The organism is Candidatus Poribacteria bacterium, assembly GCA_009839745.1.
Classification (GTDB): Bacteria; Poribacteria; WGA-4E; order WGA-4E; family WGA-3G; genus WGA-3G.
In genome coordinates this window covers 35,166-58,409 of sequence record VXPE01000135.1, presented here as the reverse complement: position 1 = coordinate 58,409, position 23,244 = coordinate 35,166, and the positions used below count along the sequence as shown (strand labels likewise).

The following is a 23,244-nucleotide window of genomic DNA, read 5'->3' as shown; positions in this document are numbered from 1 at the left end:
CTTATAACTTTAGGATATTTACCCTATTTAATCAACTTTTTTGGCGAAGGTATTGTAAGGAAGATATTTCAATAAAATCCATCATCACTCCATCTCCTACGGTGCTATTGCTTCTCGCTTTTTTGCGGTTTTATTTTTTTACTTTGAACCGACTCAAGAGGTCAAGGCATATATGAGTGATTACTACAGAGGAATCCCCAAACGTTGTTAACTCTGGACGAAAAACATCTGATTGAATGCACGCAAGCCGGCGACCCTGAAGCTTTCAGTCCACTGGTAGACAAATACCACTCCCGCCTGTATACCCACATCACGCGCCGTGTCACGAATGCGGGGGTTGCCAAAGACCTCACACAAGAGACCTGGTTAAAGGCGTTCCGAGCCATCCACACGTTCCGAGGGACATCGGCGTTCTCTTCGTGGCTTTACCGTATTGCGGAAAATGTCTGCATCGACTATTTTCGCAGGCAAAAACACGACACAGAACCGCTGCATCTGATTGAGGAACGTCGAGTCACACAAATACACCCGTGTCCGAGTCGTGACAGGGTATATAATTCTTAAAAATAGAAACTTAGCCAGATATTGCTTTGGAGATGCGAATAAATATGCGACGCTTTGGAACCCAAGGCCGCCTATATCCTGAAGATAACTATCTCGTCCCCCGGACCGCAGAGGTTGCCAACTTTATCAGGCGCGTCAAAGAGGGAAAGTACATCGTCCTTTTCGCGCCCCGGCAGACGGGCAAAACCACTTTTTTCCAATTAGCACTCGCAGAACTTGCCGCCACAGATCCAACCTACTTCCCCATTCACCTTAACTTCGAGGTGTATGAAGGCTGTGCGCCTACAGAGTTTTACGGAGGTCTTGCAGAAGACATTCCTGAGAAAATAGTGGATGTCTTCCAAAAACGTGGCGAGACACTGCCCGAGGCATTCACACAGTTTCTGGAGAACGCGCAATTCACGAACCACCTCTCCTTGCGAAGATTCTTTAGACAGTTAGCTGAGTTGCTAAAGCACCAACGGGTTGTCCTCATCATTGACGAATTCGATGCGATTCCACGCGGTGCCGTGACGGGGTTTCTGCGCGTGCTCCGTGATATTTATCTATCCGGTAAAACACGGTGCCCACATAGCGTGGGGATCGTTGGTGTCAAAAACATTACACAACTTGATTATGACCGATCCATCTCGCCCTTTAATATTCAAGATGAGTTTCACTTGCCTAACTTCACGCACAAGCAGGTAAGCGATTTGCTCGCGCAGTATACGGACGAATGATGCAAAAACGTCCGTCGCAGGCCCTCTAAAGGGGATCGCGACCAGAGATCGCTCCTACAAAAAGAAGCAGGAAATCTGGCTATGTCTTTTTTGCCTGTTGTAATAATTCTGCCAAGCGGTCAGCAAAACGGCGTTGGCTGTCGTCCTCCGGGGCATAGCCTATGACGTTTCGTGCATTGGCGATACTCCAGAATTTATGCGTATTGTCGCTGATGCCGTAGAAAATCTGGAACGGGACCCCGTTTTCGTCCTCTATATCTTCTGTCTCAATGCTCTTGATGAAGAGTTGGACCTGATCTCGGATGCTCAAATACGCGCCGAGTCCGCGGTGCATCGCCTTCAAATCGTCCGCTGAAGAATTCGCCATATCTGTCTCACGCGGTCCGCCGATACGCAACTGGACGTTCTGCAATTTCTTACCCTCAACGTGTCCCGTCGCAAAGACAAAGCCGAGGTGCTCATACGCCTCTTTTGCCCATCCGTAGAAGTTATCGGAGAGCGGACGCATCTCTGGGGTCACTACATCCCATTTATCTGCCCAGATAAGCCGCTCGTAATAGTCGGCGGCGTGGTTGGAACTACAGACGACGACGCGTCGGACATCGGTCTCAATACAGGTCTGATAAAGATTGTATGCCATCTGGACGTTGGCAAGTTCGTTCTCAAAACTACCGCCCTTAAATGCACAGTGGACGACTGCATCAACGCCTTCAAAGTGGTGTTTATATGCGTCGCGATCGGGGTCGGTGAGTTCAGCAATTTGAACGCCTTCGACCTCATCTCCCTGCCGATTCGTGGTTTTCACGTCTAACAGGACGAGTTCATAACGTTCACGAAATTCGGGGAGCATCCGTCCGGCGATATAGCCGGATGCCCCGGTGATAAGGACTTTTCTGGAGTTTTGCATTTTTTAAACATTCCTTGCGGTTCGGATAATGTGGGATTCGCATTTCAACTGCCTTTTCGTATATCCATTCTCCGTTAGAGTTGGGTGAGTATGTTACGGAATCTCCAGTTTCTCTTTACAGTGCCGCGCGAGGGTTTTCATTTCTGCGATGACCTGTGCCTCGGTTTGCATCAACTGGCTAAAGATGGGCGGGACAGGTCGCCTGCTGAAGATTCTTTCAAAGAAACCCTGCTGGACATGGAGCGGCACGCCGAAACGTGAATTTCCAATACGATCAGGATCCAGTCCTAAGTATTCAATTGAGAGATAATGCGCAACATCGTCCTGGGTAACATTGCCTTCACGGATGCTGCCGGTATTCCTTCGTCCGTAGCTCACGAGATAGACCCTCCCGGTCATCCGGCTGAGGATGGTATACCCACCGACATCGACGGCTTCGTTCCAACACTTGTCAAATCCGTTTTGAGGCAGGCGTTCGCGAAGTTCTTGGGCAGAGCGGACCACGAATTTGTTCTGATGCGGCGTTTTGATGATAAGAAACTCTTCGTTCTGGTCCTTTAATGGCGGTTGCCCTGTAAACAAATCAACAGCATCTAAAGTCCAGACGATACCCTCTCGGATGCCTTTCGCCATGTTATGATGCCTTTCAACAAACTCCCCGTTGAGTGGATGCAGGCAATAAGCACCGCCACCGTTAAAAATACGCCGCAATTTTCGACGATGTTCTATGACAGAGAACCGCTTCTTCGCGACGGGCATTTCTAACTGGAGCGTATATCCGGTATGCAAATCGGTTGTGAGATTCAGTTGCGATTGGCGCAGTTCGGCTAAGCGGGTCAATGCCGTTTGACTTTTCGACAAAACCCGTCCGATCAGATACTGGCGGCGGAGTCCAGGGATCTCCGTAGCAAGCCGCTCAAGCGTTGGTGCATCCAGTTGCTCCAACATAACTTTGTGCTCCCACCGGGTGCCGCGTTCGTGTGCTAAAATTTGGAACTGTTGCGCATCGCCGGCAGTTCGGATATACCCGAGTGCTGTCCATGGGTCGAATGTGGCACGATAATTCCCACTGGTTTCCGCATCTCCATCCGCTAATATGCAATCTCGCCGTTCATACCGAGAATAGAGTCCAAACTGAAATTCAAAATCTTCGTAAGGTGCTAAGGCTTCTCGCAAATCACGGGCAAATTCTTTCCCGCGTGCAAAACGTTTGAAAATCTGCTCAGTCTGTTTCGGTTGATTGAGCGCATCAAGGAACGTCCCAATCTGAATCCTCCCTTCTTCTACACCTTCATCTTCATTCTTTCCAAAAACCTTGGTTTTGGTTTTAAAAGGAGGGTTTCGAAGGAAAACATCGCGTTGTGAGACGAGATGCAACGCTGGGTCCCCTGTTACATCCTTGAGGGCAGGCGCGTCTCCGAGGATTTCTGCGAGTTTGACATCATCAATGTTTTCTGTCAAGTCAATGCCGCGTTTTAACTCAGCGAAATGGATGATGTCATCAAGACGATACTTTAGGGGTGCACTCGAAGAGAGGTTATCGTAGTTAGAGCGATGGAAGCGGATGCGTGGCTTGATGCGAAAGACCGGCGTAAGTCCGTAATCCTTCAGCAACACATACAGCGTGACGGTATAGGAGTCCACGTGAACCTTCTGTGCCAAGATTCCGTCCCGCTTTGCATCTTTTTCCACGATTAACCGCTCTTGAACGAGGCGGCTATCGTTGCCGAAAATCATCATCCGGTGTTCTTCTCTGTTATCATCAACTAACATGGATTCACTCTCCCTCGATTTTGGCGCAGCTTGCAAGCCAAAACTTGCTATAGAAAAGTAAAACGATACCGTCGGGTCTCAGTTTCGCTACGCCGTTTCGGATCGTTGTCGTGCTAAGGCAGCTGCGCCCAGAATAGCGGAATTATCGCCCAGTTTTGCCGGTACAATTTGAACCCCGCTCAGCGTATTGGGCAGCGCGTATTTTTCAGCGGCGGTACGGATATCGTCCAAGAATTTATCGTCCAATGCTTCAACGACACCCCCACCCAGCACAATCATCTCCGGATTCAAGAAATTTACAATAGAACCAATGCCAATACCAAGATATTTCGTTACTTTTTTGAAAATTTTGAGGGTTAACTTATCGTTTGCGCGGATCGCTTTCGCTAAAACGCCACTCCGAATCGCACTCAGGTCACCGCCGGTGAGTTCGGAAATTATACTCTTCTTTCCCTTTTTTAGAATAGCCTTTCGGAATTGCTTTGTCATCGCCGTGCGGCTGGCGATTGCTTCTAAACATCCACGCGTGCCACAGCCACAGCGGGGTCCGCCCGCTTTGACGATGATATGTCCGATTTCACCAGCCGTCTTACTTGCCCCATGGAACAATTCACCGTTTAGAATGATGCCACCACCGATACCCGTGCCTACAAAAATTCCAACGACATTCTGAACACCTTGTCCCGCACCAAACACGTGTTCACCGAGCGTTCCGACGTTCACATCATTGTCAACAAAAGTTGGGAAGCCCGTGCGTGTTTCTAACTCTGTCTTCAGTGGAACGTCCTGCCAGCCGAGATTCGGTGCGAAAATGACAACACCTGTTGCGGGGTCAAGCGGTCCCGGGGCACCAATGCCAATCGCTTGAATTGAATCGGAGGCAACGCCTGATTTGTCAATCGCTTTCTGGACGGAACCTGCGATCCGATCAATCACTTCGGATACGTCTCTGTCCGCCTTCGTTGGGACTTTGGCTGTGGCTAAGACATTCCCCTCTGTATCAATGACAGCGGACAGAATCTTAGTGCCGCCCATATCCACACCGATAACATTAGCACTCATATTTTTAACTCTCCTTGCGGTTCGTTGAGGCGTGTTTGGTTTTTCTATGACAGAAAAAATGATAACAATTCCTGTTTGAAACCTGCGGCGGAGAGTTGGTCCCATTTTTCCAAAAACGTTTCATAATCCGCTTTGCGGGTTTCCTGCGTCCGAGCGATGAGCGTTGCTACACCCGATGGGATATCAACCTGTCCTTCCCGGTTTCCCGATTGAGATGTATAATCCGCTAAGACCTCCAAGACGACATCAGCGTCGTGAATATCACCGAGTATCTCTTGTAAATCAACGATTACGGCGAGAAACCCAGCGTATTGGTCATCAGCCGGTAATCCAGAAGCCACACGAAAAAGTTCCATCGTATACCGGAGGCGTTTAATGGAGATCCGCATATTGTGGAGTTCTTCACGCTTCGTCTCGTCTCGAATGAACGGTTCCCACGTATACACCTCTTCAAGCCTTTGTGGGAGAATGATGCGTGCGTTCTCCCGATAACTCCGCAGCGGTGCAACACCGGTAATTTTATGCGCCTTCGCCATTTTTTAATTATACCTTGCGGTTCGGTGAGGTCGGTTGATAACCATCAAGTTCCTCTCCGTATACCCGCTCTCGATTACATTACGAGCTACGCGCCTTGGTATACTTTTTCTTTCCAATTACACCTTGCAGTTCGGTAAGGTGGATTGGCGATCTGCAAAAAATTCTAAAAACTCGGTCTCAAAACCGGTTTCTTCGAGTTCTTCAAAGAGCATTAGCATCGGTTCTCGTGCGTCTTTCCGTTTCCGCTGTAGGTGCTCAATTACCTCTCGGATGTCCGACCGCTCCCCCTCCGTCAGATTCACCAATTCGGTCTCAAAACGAACGATGAGGACATCCAAATCCCGCACGGCTCCCATGGTTCGGGTTATTGCCTTTACCTTTTTGTAATGTTTTTTGAACGGTCTCTTTGGAAAACAGTCAGCGAAATTGTCCATCGCGGCTCGTAACCGACGCGAGGTGACACGCATATCGTGGACAAATTCGATATCAGTTCCCTCTTTGGCTCCCTTTTTGTAGGACAGCATTTCATGAAAGTAGCTCACAATTATCTGTCGAGCGCAGACTTCCAACGCTTCATCAGGTATGATGCCTTTGATTTCCGATCCTGTAGCCATTATTCTGATCCCCATCAAAAAAGTAAAGCTTTCGCCAATAAAAAATAGGCGAAAATACCGACCACATCAATCGCTATTGTGCTTCAAAAATATCAATGACATAGAGAGCGAGGAGGCCACCTACAAAACTCGCCAGTAGCCACGGCAGACGCGCTCGCGTATTCCTGAAGATGGAACGGGAGGTAATGTCCACTGCTCCATTTCATTACGCAGTGGTTTCTGGTTAATTTTGATCCCCCTGAGTTATGAAAGGTTTGTTAATAACTATTGGAAAATTCCGGGAACTTGAATGGAAACCCTTGGCTCTTAAGATCTGGAACGATGCCGGAGTAGATGATCCGTGAGAACAAGTGCTGCCATCGCTTCGACAATAGCGGGGGCTCGCACTAAAACACAGGGATCGTGTCGTCCGCTTGCTTCTAACGTCACCTCACTCCCGTGCATATCAACGGTCTGTTGCGGTTTACCGATTGTTGCTGTCGGTTTGAAAGCGACTTGGAACAGAATATTTTCGCCGTTTGAAATACCGCCCTGTGTACCGCCGGAATTATTTGTCCGCGTCCGAATGTGCTCCGTTTGGTCGTCCTTTTCGAGATAAAAGGGATCGTTATGTTCAGACCCCGTCATTGTAACACCACCAAAACCGGAGCCGATTTGGAACCCCATCGTTGCGGGGAGCGACATCATTGCTTTCGCCAAATCCGCTTTGAGTTTATCGAACACGGGTTCGCCGAGTCCAACAGGCACATTACGAGCAACCGATTCGATGATACCCCCCAGAGAGTCGAGATCCCGCCGCGCCTGATCGATGCGCTCCGCCATTTTCGGACCGACAATAGGGTCGGGACACCGGACAGGACTCGCTTCTATCTCTTCAAGCGTCACCATATCTGCATCGACTTCGGCTTCCAAGGTATGAATCTGTTTGACATAAGCGAGCGTTTCAGTTCCGGACATTTCGCGCAAAACTTGCTTCGCAATTGCTCCCGCCGCGACACGTCCGATGGTTTCCCGTGCACTTGCCCTACCGCCACCTTGCCAGTTTCGGATTCCGTACTTCTCTTGATATGTAAAATCGGCGTGTGAGGGTCTGTAAACGTCTTTCAGGTGTTCGTAGGCTGACGGGCGTGCGTCTTTATTCCACACCAGCATGGAGATAGGCGTCCCGAGCGTCTTTCCCTCAAAGACACCGGAAAGTATCTCAACGATATCGCTCTCCTGACGCGGTGTCGTCAGATGGCTCTGCCCCGGTCTCCGCCGATCCAGTTCAAATTGTATTGTGGATATATCCAGGTCGATTTGCGGTGGACACCCGTCAACGACAACGCCGACAGCTCCGCCGTGTGATTCGCCCCAGGTTGTAATCCGAAAAAGATGACCGAATGTATTCATTTTTTTACAGGCACGCTTTGAAAGCGTGTCCCTTACCTTTAGAATTGTATATTTTGAGCATCTTATGGTATACTATATCAGATTCTGCCGTAAAAAGCAAGCAATTTAAAGGATTCTATGGTATCAATTTTTAAACGTTACATTGCGCTGCTTCTGATTTTCATTGGCATTGTGTTTTTATGGAATACCCTGTTTGTGTATCCCCTCAAAATCTTTGTCGTCTTTATGCATGAAGTGAGCCACGGACTCGCGGCGGTCGCAACCGGCGGTCGCATTGTAGAGATCCAGATTAACCCGCAGCAGGGAGGGTATGCCCTGACACAAGGCGGCTCCCGGTTTTTGACGTTGACCGCGGGGTATCTTGGCAGTCTGCTGTGGGGTGGACTCATCTTACTCTTGGCGGCGAGAACTCACTTCGATAAAGTGATTAGTATCCTTATCGGCGTCGGTCTGGTGGCTATCTCCATCGGCTACGGGGAGAGCACATTTACGTATCTGTTCGGTATCGGTTTTGGCATCGCGCTGGTTGCCATCGGTTTCTATCTCCCAGAAGTGTTCAACGATTGGGTTCTCCGTATTATCGGTGTGACGAGTTGTCTCTACGCGATTCTTGACATTAAAAGCGATGTTCTGGACAGATCGAACCTCCGTTCGGATGCCCGAATGCTCTCGGAGATCACAGGTATTCCGACTGAGGTTTGGGGTGTCCTGTGGATTCTCATTGCAATCGCACTTACGCTATGGTTTCTGTATCTGGCAGGCAAAACGCCAGTTGCCCAAGAAGAAATATCTGCGGAGGAAAACCTCTGATTTTGCAACGCGCTATTAACCAAATGGACTAAATTGTCCCGACGATATTCCACGAAAGTGGAGAAACCATACGCCGAGACCCAATAGAAAAAGTGGCACGCAGATAAGCACGATGAGAATGAAAAATCCCCATATCCACGACCTCTTAGATTTGGCAACCGTTGCCAAGCGTGCAAGCAGCACACCCCCACAGATCATAATTATAACAACGAGACTAAATATTATCATCATTACCATCTCTGGTTATCTCCTTCATCTGCTTCAGGTTATGAGAGGTTTCTTCACAATTGGAATACCGCAAGGACAACGGACGCAGCAGCCCGGATTCAATCGTTAAAAAATCAAACAGTCCTATTACGCTACGCGCAACGCTGATCGGCATCCTTCTCATCCCCTTTAATAGCTACTGGGTTCTACATCTCAGTTATATCTGGGATTCCAACCGCCCCACGAGTTTGGCATTACTCTTTAATGTTCTATTTACGTTGCTTGTCCTTATCGGATTCAGCGCGGTCCTGCGTCGTTTACGTCCAACATTGGCGTTTACACAGAGCGAGTTGTTAACCATCTATGCGATGCTGTGCCAAGCCTCCGTTTTCGCAGGTCGCGACATGCTACAAGTCTTGGTGCCGTTGATGGGTAACGGTTTTTGGTATGCAACAACCGAAAACGAATGGGCACACCTCTTCCATCAACACCTCCCCGAATGGCTTGTCGTCGGAAAACAAGAGGTCCTGCAGGGGTTCTACAAAGGTGAATCCACATTCTATCTTCAGACACACATAGAGGCATGGCTGCTACCAACATTGATATGGGTGGGGTTCTGCCTCGTCATCGGGGTGACAATGCTCTGCCTCAACGTGCTTTTACGCAAGCAGTGGCAGGAACATGAACGACTCACCTATCCGATCGCACAACTGCCTTACGAAATCACACGCGCAGCTTCAAACGTAGGAAACTCCCTACGAACGACATCTCATCTATTTTTTAATAAACGGATGATGGTTGTCGGCTTATGCATCGCCGCTCTCCTGAACCTCCTCTATAGTTTACACCAAATCGATCCTGCTTTCCCTACAATTCCGTTGTATCGCGGCTTCCGACTCCCCGATAAACCGTGGAGCGCGATGAACAATCCGGGTTTCCGTATCAGTTTTTTCCCGTTTGCGATTGGCGTAGGTTTCCTGATTCCACTGGATTTAGGGTTTTCTTGCTGGTTCTTCCATCTGTTTTGGCACTTCCAACGGATCGTCGGTGAGATGTTCGGTTGGCGAAGTGCCATCGGATTTCCGAGAGAAATGGCGCAAATACGAGGTGTATGGATAGCCCTCTTCCTCTGGACATTATGGATGGGACGCGCACACGTTAAGGTCGTGTTGCAAACGATTTTCGTAGGGGCGAGGTTATCTCGTCCGGGCGGGCAGGGAAACCTCGAAGAAACACCCAAGCAAAAACCCCCTACGAGTGACGAAGGTGAGGCGTTACGTTACAGAACAGCGGGAATCGGGGTGCTTGTCGGATTTATTTTGATTATGGGATTCTGTTTCAAGGCAGGAATGTCGCTCTGGTTTGCGGGTCTATTTTTCGTCCTCTATTTCGCGATGTCGATAACAATTACCCGCATTCGCGCCGAATTGGGACCACCGGCACACGACCTTTACAACGCCGGTCCAGACTTGCTCTTGACAGATGCTCTCGGTACACGGCGCATTGGGAATCGGAATCTTTCGGTAATGTCGCTCTTTTTCTGGTTGAATCACCTATCCTATCGCGCACACCCAATGCCGCACCAATTGGAGGGGTTGAAACTCGCACATCAAACCCGTTTCAATCCGACCCAGCTGCTGTGGGTATTGGCAATCGCGATTTTCGTAGGTGCGCTCTCCGCGGCTTGGGGACACCTACATCTCTCCTACGAAGTCGGCTTAGAACAAGCACGTTCGTGGTATGCCCGCGCCGCCTTCAACAGGCTGGCGGGATGGCTCTACAATCCGAGCGAAACGAGCATCAGTGGCATGCTTTATACTACCGGTGGATTCGCTTTCGCCATCAGTCTTTTGCTCCTGCGATGGCGATTCGTTCAGTGGCCCCTGCACCCCGTCGGCTACGTCGTCTCCAGTTGGTGGACGTTTACTGGTCTCTGGTTTCCGCTCCTCATCAGCTGGATAATTAAACGGATCCTGCTTTCAACAGGCGGTGTTCGCTTGTATAGACGTTCTATTCCGTTTTTCATCGGCTTGGTTATCGGGGACGTGATCGTTGCATCCATCATCAGTATTCTGGGATTGATTTTCGACTTCCGTGTCGTCTATCTGAGTTGGTAACATCTCTTGCTAAGTGCGTACGAAAATTTCCTTGACTCCTAAAATATATTGGTGTTACACTTTTCCTACTGGATTGTACCAACGACGCCTACCGACATCTTGGGTATTCGTCGTTATAGTTGGCATTCTATTGTTTTGCCCTGCTATTCTCGATTATTTTCGCTAAAGCTACAAACCCTTCGCTTATATACGATGGACACAACAGATTTATCACTCAATGTAAATATCGGCGGAATCCAGATGCGAAACCCTGTCATGACAGCATCCGGCACATTCGGCTACGGTAGTGAATACGTCAACTTTGTGGACCTGAACCAGCTCGGTGCGGTGGTCGTTAAAGGCGTTACGAGTGTGCCGTGGCCCGGCAACCCGATGCAACGCATCATGGAAACCCCGTCCGGCATGCTGAATGCGATTGGACTCCAAAACGTCGGCGTAGATGGCTTTATCTCGGAAAAACTTCCCTATCTACGTGATTTTGATGTCCCCGTGATTGTCAACGTCTGCGGCAAAACAGTCGAAGAATACCTCATCGTAACTGAAAAACTGAACAGTGTGGATGGTGTTGCGGGTATAGAACTGAATATCTCCTGTCCGAACTTAGACTGTGGTGGTATGAGTTTCGGTGTTGATGCGACATTGGCACACCAACTCGTCACAGAAGTCCGGGCAAAGACCCATCTACCCCTACTGGTGAAACTCTCCCCAAACGTCACAGATATTACGCTGATTGCTCGCGCTGTTGAGGATGCCGGTGCAAACGCGCTTTCTGCGATCAACACGCTCCTCGGCATGGCGATCAACGCGGAAACCCGGAAACCGGAACTCGCAAACGTGACAGGTGGACTCTCAGGTCCGGCGATAAAGCCGGTGGCATTAAGATTGGTTTGGGAGGTTTATAAGAGCGTCTCTATTCCTATCGTTGGAATGGGGGGCATCATGACGGCAACAGACGCTGTGGAATTCTTCATCGCTGGGTCATCCGCCGTGGCGGTCGGGACAGCCAACTTCGTCAATCCACAGGCATCAATGGAGGTCGTGAAGGGTCTTCACGCCTACCTGAAAAATACAGATATGGGGTCAATTAAAGAATTGGTTGGTAGTTTGCAAGTCAACCCGCCAACAATTGCCTGAGTCAGGACTTACAGGATAAGAGAAATCGTGCCAGGCGTATTGGAGTATTTTGCTTGGTGTTTTCACCTTCCTATACCCATTGAAAAGCGTGAAACTGATCTTCTAAGATCAAATACCAAGCCTGTAATGAAATGGTAGGGTTTTTGCTTGGGTGTTTCTTCAGGTATACGAATAGGCACATCAAATGCCAAACCCCGCTGACCGAACCGCAAGGAAAATTAAAAAAAGGCAAATGAGGCATCTGATAACACTCGACGATTTGTCGAATTTTGAGATCGAACAAATCTTTCGACTCGCCGCAGGCATGCAGTCGCAACTGGAGACATGGGCAGGCATCTGCCGAAGTAAACTGCTGGCAACTCTTTTTTATGAACCCAGTACGCGGACCCGGCTTTCGTTTGAAAGTGCGATGGAACGGCTTAACGGTGGCACACTCGGCTTCGCCGATCCACAAGCAACCTCCGCTACCAAAGGAGAGACACTTGCCGATACCGCACGGATGGTAACAAACTATGCCGATCTCATTGTCGTTCGGCACAACTGGGCAGGTGCAGCGCGCGTCATTGCACAGCACGCACACATCCCAGTCATCAACGGCGGTGACGGGAGCCATACACACCCAACACAGGCACTCGCGGACCTGTATACCATTATACAGCGAAAATCACAGATAGAGGGGTTAACTGTCGGTATTTGCGGAGATCTTCAGTTTGGACGGGCGGCACACTCTTTCGCACTTGCAGTCGCACGATTTGGTGGGAATCTGGTTCACATCGCGCCGAAACCCTTACAAATGCCGCCGTGGGTGCTCGCACAACTGGAACAGTGCCATAGGCAGATACCGCTTGAGGTAGAAAGTATTACAGAGGTGATTGATAGGCTGGATGTCATCTACGTCAATAGACTTCAGGAGGAACGGCTTCCACCGAATATGGATGCGGCAGCCGTCCGGGGCAGCTACCTGTTGAACGCAGCCGTTATGAAGCATGCCAAACCCGATGCGATGATTATGCATCCACTCCCGCGTGTCAATGAACTCGCCTACGAGTTAGATGACGATCCGCGTGCGGCGTATTTCGAGCAATCCGCGAACGCAGTCCCGGTGCGGATGGCACTGATTGCCAGCCTTGTGGGACTGGAGCAGCTTATCTTGACACAACCGCCAGAGCGAGACATCGCTCCTTCTACACATACTTGTGAAAACACAAACTGTGTTACGAATTACGAAACCTACCTAACGCCTGAACGTGAAACGTTTAAGGGGGATGTCAAGTTGAACGCTTGCGCGTATTGCGGAAATTTACTTTCATAAGGCACCCACACGCAATTTACACATTCTTTCTGTTCTGACCTCCTCATTTCCCCTGGGCAGGAGAGTTATCAAATACATCTGCTTTTTCTAGGATCGCCATCTCAGTCATACGCCAGATAACACTGTCAGGACTCACGGCATACCATCTTCCGTCAGGGAGGCTCATAACGACATAATCCCTTTCACTGGCATCTAAGGACTCAGAAAAGAAATCGTTAGGTAACCAGTTTGCGTAGGTGATAGGGTCGCCGTTATCCCATTGCCACCACTTTTTTGTCCGTTTAGAAAGCGCGCCTGTCGCGGGAACGCGCTTAAGTCCAATCCCATAGAATTTATGTCCAAAAACTGCTTCCAACCCTGGATGTGAATGCGAAAAGTTATTCCATTTTCGCCGAAGGGTTCACGGTTCTCGCTTTCGAATGATCAACGCATTTCCCTTTAATCGCGCCGTATGCTCACCCTCAATGAACGCCTTCCAGCGATCGACATCGGCAATTTCATCAGGGATATGCAAGGTATTCGCCTCTCCAAAGGCGATATCAAACTCCAATGGGGGTGGTGTCTCGGGTTTTACCTTCTTCTCCGGGGGGTGCCAGAGTGGACGCTGTGTTCCATCTTCCACCTGCCCGTTGATAGGCGAATACATAATGTAGTCCTTATAGATCCGCTCCCGCAGTGCCTCAGCGACTTCAGGTTCAGCATGCACCAGTGCAAGTGCCTTCGGAGCAGCCTGGCGGATCATATTCATGAGTTGTTGTTGGTCGGAATGTGCCGATAAACCAAAACGATCGATCCGACACTTGACTTCCACCGTTTTATCCGCGAGCTGGAGTTCATCGCCGGATTTCAATTCCTGTAGTCTACGTCCAGGGGATTCCGCGTCTTGGTAGCCAGAGAGGAATATGGCGTTTTTCTCGTTACCTGCCAGTCCTGTCGCATAAAACACAGACACACCCCCCGTTAGCATCCCAGATGAGGCAATAATACACTTCGGTTTCCCATCATTGAGAAGTTTTTCACGTTCACCCGGTTTCGCTTTTCGGACCGAGGCGGTATGGAAAATCGGCTGCCGGGAGTTGAGAACGTAATTGTGAAGTTTTGTACTCAGATGCGGCGGGAGCGACTCATAAATCGAGCAGATCACATTCACTAACCCGTCGGTGATGACGGGGAACTTCGGGATCGTTTTCGCCTCTTGCATCTTCTTGAGGATCAAAATGATCTCTTGGGCGCGTCCGAGCGCGAAAGACGGGATCAGCACCGAACCGCCCCCTTCAATGACTTCTGCAACCGATGTTGCCAACCGTTTCTCTTCTTCACTGCGGGACGGATGATTAGATGCGCCGTACGTCGCCTCACACCACATCAGATCCGGTTTAAAAAAACTAATATCCTTGATGCCGTCGATGGTGTTCTGGTTAAATGCCGAGACATCTCCAGAATAAAGCAGCTTGCCTTCGGGGGTCTCTAAGAGGATAGAGACGGCGCCCAAGATGTGTCCGGAAGCGTGAAACTGATACCGGAAGTCATCCCAGAGCGGATGCCAGATCCCCATTTCAACCGTTTCCATCTTCCAGAGGACAGTATCGACGGCTTCTTGGTTAAAGAGTTTCTCCGCACCGAATTCCTGCACCCGCACGGAATCGCTTAACATCACTGCGGAGAGCCGTTGGGTGGGTAAGGTGGTATAGATCGGCGTTTGTGGGAACAGCTTATGGACCAACGGCAGGGCACCGACGTGATCGGCATGGGCATGAGAGATAAAGATTGCATCAAGCGTCGATGTCATCTCTCTGAGGGTCTTGAAGTCTGGCAGGGCGGCTTCACCGGACGTGTTGACCCGAATCCCCGCATCGATGAGGATGTTCCGATCAGCAACGGATACTAACAGACACGATGCCCCGACTTCGCCTGCGCCGCCTAAAAATACATATTTCAATAGAAACACTTCCTTATCGCTGGTTCCGTCTATCGTGGCGTCGGAACCGTCTGAAACGTGAAAAGACACCCTACTTCCCTATCGTAGAAAGCAAGCCGTCTTTTTCGATGACCGCCCATCGTGCCATGCGCCAGAGCGGACTTTCAGGACCGGCAGACTGCCATGCGCCCTGTCTAAAGGTGACCACGACATAGTCTTTCTTAGCGTCTGGAAGTCTATCACGGAAAATCGATTGGGTCGCCCAGTTCGTGTAAGTGACAGGTTCACCACTATCCCACTGCCATTCCCCCTCTTTTTTCACATCGGTGAGTCCGATCCAAAAGGGTTTGTGTGTAAAGATGACCTCAAGCCAATGTTGTTCGTCTTCGTCGTTGATGGAAACGAGGTGCGCGCCTTCCTCAACAGCCTTGCGTTGGGCATCCTGCCAGTCTTCACAATGAACCCTTTTGTAAGCGTGTCCATTTGTGGGATTAATAATCCACACGCTTTTTGCTGGCGGTGGTGTCGGTGGCTCGCGGAATTCAATGTTACCGGGGGCTGGAATGTTATCAGCGGGGAGTTCAACAGGAGCTGGCTTCCCTTCAAGCGTTAAGACGATCTCTTCAGGTTGCACGCCAGCTTTGAGCAAGAAGGGACCCATCCCGGCAGAAAGGTCGTTATATTCCACAGACAGTGTATAAAATCCAGGTTCATCCATATATTGTGTAAAGTACCCGTCGGCATCCGTAAAAAAATCGATCCCATGGGTTCCCCCGTGATTCGGAAGGAATTCATGACGCTGCTCCATAGTGAGATCTGCTTCGGCATTAGCGAGAGGCGTGCCATCAGTATAAATAACACGTCCACGGATCTGAAGCCGTGATTTAACGGTAATTTTAACATCTTCAATAGTTCCGCCGGGTTCGAGCGCAAATGTGAGTCCTTCAGAAAAGTCTGGGTCTCCCGTATAGAAGAAGGTGACCCTCCCGACTTGAACAGAGACAATCCGCTTATCCGGTTCAAGCCGGCTTAGCTTCATCAATTCGTCTGGGATCTCCTCCACCGAGGGAAACGTCTCCGAGTTAAACAGTGCATCCAACATCTCAAGCTTATCCAACGGAATATTGGGAGGCACACTCAATCGAACAAGTCCGGGCTGGACATTCGTAAAGACGAAAGTCCCATCTGAATCGGTTTGCACTTTAGATATGACGCGCGGGATTTCTGAGGGATCCGCGCCTTCCCCTGATTTTTCAGAAGTGGATGAAAATCTGTTCTCGGGGACCAGAAAACCGTCGTGACGTTGCATGGGTTCAATAGCAAATATGAAGTCAGCAACAGGGTTTCCATCTAAATCCACGACTTTCCCCGAAAACCCACTGGATGCCTCTTCTGATGCTTCAATCCCTATTACAAGAAACAGAAGTACTAACGTAAGCATGACCAACTTTGGTGTAATATAAGTCGGGTTCATATTGACCCCTCCCCGTGTCTTGATGCGTTCAACGTTTTTCAATGTCGCTGTCCACCTCAGATGCCCCTACGGTGAAACGCGCTTTTTCCAGAATGGCTCGCTCAGTCAGACGCGCGAGCGGGCTGCCTTGACGGGTCTCTTGCCATTTTCCTGTCAATCCGATGAGTACCGTGTAATTCTGGTGTGCTTCACCATCTTGACTGGTCCCCTCACCGCTAGCCGTCTTTTTTGATAGGTTCCAGTTGGTATACGTGAGCGATTCACCGTTATCCCAGTGTGGGTTCTCCTCTTTTGAAGCGTCAGTCAGTCCAATCCAAAAGTTTTCTCGTCCAAAGACTTCAAGGAGCCATGCCTGTTCTGCGGCATCGTTAATTGCCACGAGATGTACCCCTTGGTCAACAGCCTGGGTGTATGCCTCCTCACGGCTTTCGCAATAAATCCTTTTGTAGGCATGCCGGTTTTCGGGATTGATTGCCCATACGCCTTCGCGATCGCGCTTCCATGCGGCTTCAAAGCGTTTTCTGTCGGGAACGCCAGCGACTGCCGGATCAGGCTTGGGAGGTGGTTTGCCATCGAGCGTCAAGACGAGTTTATCATGGCGTTCCCCATCTTTAAGCAATATGTCTTCAGATTCTGCCGACTGGGTCTGATACCCGACAGAGACAGTATAATAGGCAGGTTCTTCCACGTACTCTACAAAGTAACCCTCATCATCAAGATCTCTCGTGCCGCCATCACTCCCACCACCACCCCCTATGTTGCGGTGTTCTACCCTGATGCTGACGCGTTCATTGCGAAGTGGAGTGCCGTCCGCTAACAAAACGCGTCCACGGATCCGCATGCGAGGACGGACAACTATCTCTATATCTTCAACATCCGCCCCGGGTTCTATAGCAAATGCGAACCCTCCAAAATAGTCCAGATGTCGATCAAGATAGAAGGATATCCCCTCAATTTTGACAGAGCGAATTTCGTAGTCTGCAGCATGGACAGGGAGCAGTGTTAATTTAACAGCAGGCGACGTAATATCGTTAATCTGGAACTCGCCAACTTCATCCGTTTCAGTTTGTTGAGAAGGAAGAAACACAGGTTCATCTCGGTACTGAGGTATGGGGACTGCGAATCCAGGCACGGCTAACTGGAGAGCAGAAACCGGTTTCTCCGTCTCATCAACAACCCGCCCAGAAAATGTCGTCGCAGCACTCTGGAAAGACGACATCAAAAACAGAAGTGCGACACTTATGACAACAGTTAGGGAATGGACATAAGCACGGTTCATTGCGGAGCCCTCCTCAAACCTTGTCCGTAGCAACTTGGATTAATATTGTTGAAAAAATTAGGAGAAAATGATACTATAACATTATAACATAGGAAACGATCCGTTTCAAGTGGGGAATTGCCGCTGGTAAGCCCCTATTAACTTTCAAGGCATCCGTAAAATAGAAAATCGTAGCTCGTAATGAAATTAGGTCCTCCTTAAATGGCATAATTTGTCTTAGCTTTACATTTGGAGAACAGATTCGAGAAAGCAATGCTAACGCCCTACCGGAAGGCAGCATAAAGTCCTAACTCCCCTGACCGAACCGCAAGGAACAATTAAAACATGAAGATAACAAAATTGGAAACGTTTCTGGTGCAACCGCGCTGGCTCTTTCTGAAAATCCATACGGATGAGGGGTTAGTCGGACTCGGCGAGCCTATTCTGGAAGGACGCGCGAAAACGTGTGCACAAGCCGTCGATGAACTCGCACCCTACCTCATCGGTCAAGATCCGAGACGCGTTGTCCACCATTGGCAAGCGATGTATCGCCACGCATTCTACCGCGGGGGTCCCATCCTGACGAGTGCCTTGAGCGGTGTAGAACAAGCCCTCTGGGATCTCGCAGGCAAATCGCTGGGGGTCCCTGTCTATCAACTTTTCGGTGGACCGACACGCGACCGTATCAGGCTCTATAAAGGTGGGGGGGACCCAGACGGAATCAAAGAGTGGATTGACAAAGGGTTCACTGCATTCAAAACAGGTCCTGCAGGCGGCAGACCCGCACGTATCATCGAAAACAAAGCCTTTATCGACAGAGCCGTGGATCACTTCGCAGCGTTGCGCGAAGCCGCAGGCACAGAAGTTGACCTCGCGATTGACTTCCACGGTGCGGTCAGCCCGCAAACCGCCAAAGTTCTGATTAAAGCGTTGGAACCCTACCAACCGATGTTCATTGAAGAGCCAATTCAGTGCCAAAATGTGGACACCCTCGCCGAAATCGCGCGAAGTACCCACATTCCGATTGCGACAGGTGAGCGTGTGTTCACAAAGTGGGGTTTCCGCGAAATCTTAGAGAAACAGGCAGCGTCTATTCTCCAACCCGACCTCTGTCACGCTGGGGGTATCAACGAGGTACGCATCATTGCTGGTATGGCGGAAGCTTACTACGGTGGTATTGCACCGCACAATCCTCTCGGTCCCATCTCTTTAGCGGCGTGTATTCAGTTGGATGCCTCTATTCCGAACTTCTTGATGCAGGAGCATACGACCCTCGGTGAAGGGTATCTCAAGAATCCCTTCGTCTTCAAAGACGGATTCGTTGAATTGCCCACGGGTCCTGGACTCGGCATCGAACTCGATGAAGACGCCCTTGAAGATAAGATTGACCACGATTGGCAGAATCCCGTGACATACCATCCTGACGACGGCTCTGTCGTTGATTGGTAAGGAATAGCCCGGTTTCGATGTGCCGTAATCCGGTGAAAAAGCGTGGATTAAATCTTTAAAAGACTGTTCAGTTCCTTAATTGCTCTCGATGTAACCGAAAACCTGCCCATTGTCCCGCAAGCCTCTATAGGCTTGCGCCAGGAATGGAGGGCAGCCCAGGAGCCCATAAATTAAAAAATGAAATTTATTATGTTTACGAAACATCTGGAAGGCTTAGAAATTCCAGATATTATTACCGCGCTGCAATCTGTCGGCGTGAGCGGTGCCGATCTGTGTGTGCGTCCGGGCTATCCAGTGAACCCAGAAAACGCGACGGAAGCACTGCCCGCCGCCGCAAAGCAGTTCGCCGCCGCAGGCTTGTCCATCCCCCTCGTCACAACACCGGGGGATTTTCTTGATCCGGGACAGGAAGAGACGCGTCGCGTCTACGCCGCTGCGGGTGAAGCAGGTGTTGAAAACATCAAACTCGGATACTGGCACTGGCACGCAGAAAATGGCGGCTACTGGTCACAGGTCGATTTTATCCGTAAGCAATTGGACGGGTTCGCGAAACTCTCTGCCCAATACGGACCCCGGACCTGTATCCACAACCATTCTGGAACCTCCATGGGACTGAATTCGTGTGCGGTGATGAACCTCGTAAAAGGTTTCGACGCGCAGCACGTCGGTGTTTTTGCCGATACAGGGCATCTCTCCATCGTCGGGGAACCGATTGAGATGGCGTTGGACATTGTTAAATCGCATCTCGCAGTTATGGCGTTCAAGGATCTGGCGCGCTCGCCCGGTATGCGCGGCGGCAGCGTCGTCCGAATGGGAAAAGGGTTCGTTGATTGGGAAACGGCAGTCAATACGCTACAAACAATAGAATTTTCAGGTCCCGTGAGTTTCCATAGCGAATACAGTGGAGAGCCTGTGGACACCGTTATCGACCTTGCGCGTATAGATGTCCGTTTCATTAGCAGTTTGATGGAAAAATCCGGTTTGTAGTAGGGCAATTCATTGCCCGTCCAAGGAAAAAGAGAATGACACAATTTGAATTAGGCTTAAACACGAGCACAATCCGTCCCGCCGGATTAATGGATAAGATTCAGATCGCTGCCGAAACCGGCTATACAGCGATCGAGTTATGGAATGACGATTTAACGGCTCACGAGGAACAGGGCGGTTCGCTTACCGATGTCAAAAAAGCACTCGATGATCACGGACTTTCAGTACCTACGGTGATCGCCTTGCACGGGTGGCTCAACACGACCGGTGAGGAACATCAGGAAGCGATTGAAGAAGCGAAACGGCGCATGGCACAAGCCGCCGCTGTTGGATCGACCTATATCGTCTCAAGTCCACCGCGTGAAGTGGCAGATCTCCAGTTAGGTGGCGAGAATTATCGAGAACTGCTTGAACTCGGACGCGAATTCGGGGTTAAACCCGCTATGGAATTTCTCGGCTTCGTCGATGGTGTCAATCAAGTCAAGCATGCGTGGGAAGTCATGGAAGTGGCAGATCACCCGGATAGCACGATTGTCCTCGATCCGTTCCATATCTATCGCGGCGGTGGCGAAATAGACGACATACAAGGTATCCCCGGCAATAAAATCGCTGTTTTCCATTTCAACGATGCACCTGCGGAACCTGCGCGTGCGGAACAAACAGATGCTGATAGGGTTTACCCTGGTGACGGTATCCTTGATCTGGGACAGATGATCTCTATTCTGAAAGACGCAGATTATACGGGTGTCATCTCATTGGAATTGTTCAATCCGAGTTATTGGGAACAAGATCCCGCAGAAGTTGCTCGAATTGGATTAGAAAAGATGCGGGCTGTCCTAAGTAATTACTAAGGTATTGGACAATCTTGATCGGGTTCCTATCCGATTTTCAAAGCCTTTGTGATTTTTCTGAGAGTTCTTGACACAAACGCACCTTATAAAGAAATAAACGTCAAAGTCCCAGAGCGGCAGCCCCAGCGGGGTGAAATGTCTGTAGGAACCGTGCTTCCCTAAGCCCTAAGCCCCAGCGGGGCGAAATGTGTATCGCGTTCAAAATTGTCCAAAGTTTAGTAATTTTTAGGTGAGCCGATTTTTATGAAAGAAACAGTAAAAAGCGTATTTAGCACAAAACTCAATGAATTTGTTAAAACACTCAATTCGTACGTTGAGACTGCTAATGGGCAGTGGACAATCAAAGGTTTCATTGATATCTACCGGAGAATTTACACAATTTCAACAGATACGAAAATCGTATCTAAATTATTGGAAATCCATCTGTTGCCCCAATTGTTAGCGTTCGCGGAAGAAAACGGTTACACGCTTATCCCTGCGGAAAAGCAGAATTACTATCCAGATATTTCCTTGATTAGCGAAACTGGAGATCACAAGTTTGCACTTGATTTTAAAACAACATACAGACTTCCTGAAAATCCAGAATTCTGTAATGGCTTCACGCTCGGTTCGCACGGAAATTATTTCATAGAGCGCGATAACCGTAAAAACATTCAGTTTCCGTACAATGAATACATGGGACATTTCTGTTTGGGAATTATCTATACACGAGCGAGTGCTACATCAGTAGATGAAACAGAGTTGTATACGCTTGAACACTTGAACTCAATTCCCTCTGTCATTAGAGATTTTCAGTTTTTTGCGGTTGAGAAATGGAGAATTGCAAGCGACAGAAGGGGTAGTGGTAATACTGCAAACATAGGTAGCATCAATAAAATCGCTGACATTCTATCAGGTAACGGCATGTTTGGTCAGTTGGGCGAAAAATGGTTTGATGACTATTGGATGAATTACCGGAAGATTACCGTGCAGGATGACACGAGCAAAACGACAAAAATTACAAACCTGCATGATTTCGTTGTCTACAGAGGCGGAGATACAAATCTTGTCGTTCCGCGCGCCTCACAAAGGAAAGCACGTTCAAAATGAAGATCCTTATTCCACCTATAAAATGTCAAGGCATCAAAAGTAAATTGGTTAAGTGGATAGATGAGACACGCCAATGGAATGGAGAAGGGGTTTGGATTGAACCATTCATGGGGTCGGGGGTCGTCGGGTTTAATCTTAAACCACGCAAGGCACTTTTCTGCGATACAAATCCACACCTTATTTCCTTTTATCAGGGAATAAACAGCGGGGTGATAACTCCGATTGTTGTCCGCGAATTTCTCGAATCAGAAGGGACCCAGTTAGCTAAGCACGGTGCAGACCATTATTATGAAGTCCGAAAACGATTTAATGTAGAGAAATCTTCTTTAGACTTTCTGTTTTTGAACCGCGCTTGTTTTAACGGGCTTATCCGTTTTAACAGGAAAGGCGAGTTTAATGTGCCGTTCGGGCATAAGCCGAAACGCTTCTCTAAAGCCTATATCACTAAAATCGTGAATCAGGTGGAATGGGTTGCCAAACGCGCCAGCCTTAGCGATTGGACTTTTTTGCATCAGGACTTTCGCATTACGCTGTCTTGTGCAACTGAGAACGACCTCATCTATTGTGATCCGCCTTATGCCGGGCGACATACCGACTACTTCAACACTTGGAATGAAGCACACGAAAAATCGCTCTATGAAGGTTTGAAAACAACGAAAGCACAGTTTATTCTCTCAACCTGGCATAGCAACGAACATAGAGAAAATCCCGCGATCCCGAATCTATGGTCAGAATTTAATGTCATCACAAGGGAACATTTTTATCATGTCGGTGCTAAGGAATCCAATAGAAAACCGATGTTGGAAGCACTCATCACCAATTTCAAACCGGCGGCAGCTATGCCGAGAAAAAACACTGATGAACTCAATAACTATGCAGCAGACGCGCTACAGTTAAAATTTATTCGTCAGAAACAGCAATGGACATATACCTCGAAAAACCCTCTTTCCGAAGAAACAGAATAACAGAAAATTGGATTTTTCTGTTGCTTTTCTGGTAGTATATGCTATAATTATATAGTAAGGAACAACTTTTTGAACGCTGCACTTACGTGCAGCGTGATGTATATT

Annotated in this window: 22 protein-coding genes; 11 read left to right on the top strand and 11 right to left on the bottom strand. The window is 49.1% G+C overall.

The genetic code is table 11. From position 1 onward, the window contains the following. The first annotated feature begins 204 nt into the window (after positions 1-204). Positions 205-564 carry a sigma-70 family RNA polymerase sigma factor gene (locus F4X88_21290; protein ID MYA58819.1) on the top strand — a complete coding sequence of 120 codons (360 nt, stop codon included), beginning with the start codon at positions 205-207 and terminating at the stop codon, positions 562-564. A 32-nt stretch (positions 565-596) separates the two neighbouring features. Further along, a complete protein-coding gene (locus tag F4X88_21285) occupies positions 597-1,283 on the top strand; it encodes an ATP-binding protein (GenBank protein ID MYA58818.1) in 687 nt (228 codons plus the stop codon). A gap of 79 nt (positions 1,284-1,362) precedes the next feature. Here F4X88_21285 and F4X88_21280 read toward each other — a convergent pair whose 3' ends face one another. The 6 genes from F4X88_21280 to aroC all read right to left on the bottom strand — a co-directional run bounded on the left by F4X88_21280 (position 1,363) and on the right by aroC (position 7,568). Further along, positions 1,363-2,190: an NAD(P)-dependent oxidoreductase gene (locus tag F4X88_21280; GenBank protein ID MYA58817.1), complete on the bottom strand. Its 828-nt coding sequence runs from the start codon at positions 2,188-2,190 to the stop codon at positions 1,363-1,365. Positions 2,191-2,283: 93 nt separating this feature from the next. Then, the gene (locus F4X88_21275; protein ID MYA58816.1) at positions 2,284-3,963 is read right to left on the bottom strand and encodes a hypothetical protein; all 1,680 of its coding nucleotides are present in this window, start codon (positions 3,961-3,963) and stop codon (positions 2,284-2,286) included. An 87-nt stretch (positions 3,964-4,050) separates the two neighbouring features. After that, positions 4,051-5,025 (bottom strand): ROK family protein, encoded by a 975-nt coding sequence (locus tag F4X88_21270; GenBank protein ID MYA58815.1) that lies wholly within the window; start codon positions 5,023-5,025, stop codon positions 4,051-4,053. 44 nt (positions 5,026-5,069) lie between these two features. Beyond that, a complete protein-coding gene (locus tag F4X88_21265) occupies positions 5,070-5,561 on the bottom strand; it encodes a CHAD domain-containing protein (GenBank protein ID MYA58814.1) in 492 nt (163 codons plus the stop codon). A gap of 117 nt (positions 5,562-5,678) precedes the next feature. After that, positions 5,679-6,191, bottom strand: coding sequence for a CHAD domain-containing protein (locus tag F4X88_21260; protein ID MYA58813.1), 513 nt, complete (start codon positions 6,189-6,191; stop codon positions 5,679-5,681). Between the two features lie 291 nt (positions 6,192-6,482). Beyond that, a complete protein-coding gene (gene aroC / locus F4X88_21255) occupies positions 6,483-7,568 on the bottom strand; it encodes a chorismate synthase (GenBank protein MYA58812.1) in 1,086 nt (361 codons plus the stop codon). Between the two features lie 117 nt (positions 7,569-7,685). On the opposite strand from aroC, the gene F4X88_21250 reads away from it, so the two are divergent. Next, complete coding sequence (locus F4X88_21250) at positions 7,686-8,378, top strand: M50 family metallopeptidase (protein ID MYA58811.1); 693 nt, start codon at positions 7,686-7,688, stop codon at positions 8,376-8,378. Positions 8,379-8,393: 15 nt separating this feature from the next. On the opposite strand, the gene F4X88_21245 is transcribed toward F4X88_21250, so the two are convergent. Next, positions 8,394-8,615, bottom strand: a complete 222-nt coding sequence (locus F4X88_21245) for a hypothetical protein (GenBank protein ID MYA58810.1) — start codon at positions 8,613-8,615, stop codon at positions 8,394-8,396. 50 nt (positions 8,616-8,665) lie between these two features. Between F4X88_21245 and F4X88_21240 the strand changes: the two genes are divergently transcribed. The 3 genes from F4X88_21240 to pyrB all read left to right on the top strand — a co-directional run bounded on the left by F4X88_21240 (position 8,666) and on the right by pyrB (position 13,148). Then, positions 8,666-10,702 carry a hypothetical protein gene (locus F4X88_21240; GenBank protein ID MYA58809.1) on the top strand — a complete coding sequence of 679 codons (2,037 nt, stop codon included), beginning with the start codon at positions 8,666-8,668 and terminating at the stop codon, positions 10,700-10,702. A 192-nt stretch (positions 10,703-10,894) separates the two neighbouring features. Further along, complete coding sequence (locus F4X88_21235; protein MYA58808.1) at positions 10,895-11,836, top strand: dihydroorotate dehydrogenase; 942 nt, start codon at positions 10,895-10,897, stop codon at positions 11,834-11,836. A gap of 184 nt (positions 11,837-12,020) precedes the next feature. Beyond that, positions 12,021-13,148 carry an aspartate carbamoyltransferase gene (gene pyrB / locus F4X88_21230; GenBank protein ID MYA58807.1) on the top strand — a complete coding sequence of 376 codons (1,128 nt, stop codon included), beginning with the start codon at positions 12,021-12,023 and terminating at the stop codon, positions 13,146-13,148. A gap of 43 nt (positions 13,149-13,191) precedes the next feature. Here the strand turns inward: pyrB and F4X88_21225 are convergent, their stop codons facing one another. From F4X88_21225 to F4X88_21210, 4 genes are read right to left on the bottom strand one after another with little or no spacing between them, the layout of a single operon-like run. Further along, positions 13,192-13,503, bottom strand: a complete 312-nt coding sequence (locus F4X88_21225; protein MYA58806.1) for a hypothetical protein — start codon at positions 13,501-13,503, stop codon at positions 13,192-13,194. 45 nt (positions 13,504-13,548) lie between these two features. Beyond that, positions 13,549-15,156, bottom strand: coding sequence for an MBL fold metallo-hydrolase (locus F4X88_21220; protein MYA58805.1), 1,608 nt, complete (start codon positions 15,154-15,156; stop codon positions 13,549-13,551). A 1-nt stretch (position 15,157) separates the two neighbouring features. Beyond that, positions 15,158-16,582, bottom strand: a complete 1,425-nt coding sequence (locus F4X88_21215; GenBank protein ID MYA58804.1) for a hypothetical protein — start codon at positions 16,580-16,582, stop codon at positions 15,158-15,160. Beyond that, entirely contained in the window at positions 16,569-17,819 is a 1,251-nt protein-coding gene (locus F4X88_21210) for a hypothetical protein (GenBank protein MYA58803.1), read from the bottom strand. The genes F4X88_21215 and F4X88_21210 overlap by 14 nt, the downstream gene beginning before the upstream one ends. A 324-nt stretch (positions 17,820-18,143) precedes the next feature. Between F4X88_21210 and dgoD the strand changes: the two genes are divergently transcribed. The 5 genes from dgoD to F4X88_21185 all read left to right on the top strand — a co-directional run bounded on the left by dgoD (position 18,144) and on the right by F4X88_21185 (position 23,139). After that, entirely contained in the window at positions 18,144-19,247 is a 1,104-nt protein-coding gene (dgoD, locus tag F4X88_21205) for a galactonate dehydratase (protein MYA58802.1), read from the top strand. 177 nt (positions 19,248-19,424) lie between these two features. Beyond that, positions 19,425-20,234, top strand: a complete 810-nt coding sequence (locus F4X88_21200) for a TIM barrel protein (protein MYA58801.1) — start codon at positions 19,425-19,427, stop codon at positions 20,232-20,234. Positions 20,235-20,269: 35 nt separating this feature from the next. Then, on the top strand, positions 20,270-21,085 hold the full coding sequence (locus F4X88_21195) for a sugar phosphate isomerase/epimerase (GenBank protein ID MYA58800.1): 816 nt from the start codon (positions 20,270-20,272) through the stop codon (positions 21,083-21,085). A 243-nt stretch (positions 21,086-21,328) separates the two neighbouring features. Continuing rightward, entirely contained in the window at positions 21,329-22,174 is an 846-nt protein-coding gene (locus F4X88_21190; protein MYA58799.1) for a restriction endonuclease, read from the top strand. Continuing rightward, entirely contained in the window at positions 22,171-23,139 is a 969-nt protein-coding gene (locus F4X88_21185; GenBank protein ID MYA58798.1) for a Dam family site-specific DNA-(adenine-N6)-methyltransferase, read from the top strand. Before F4X88_21190 ends, F4X88_21185 begins: the two co-directional genes overlap by 4 nt. The last annotated feature ends 105 nt before the right edge of the window (positions 23,140-23,244 follow it).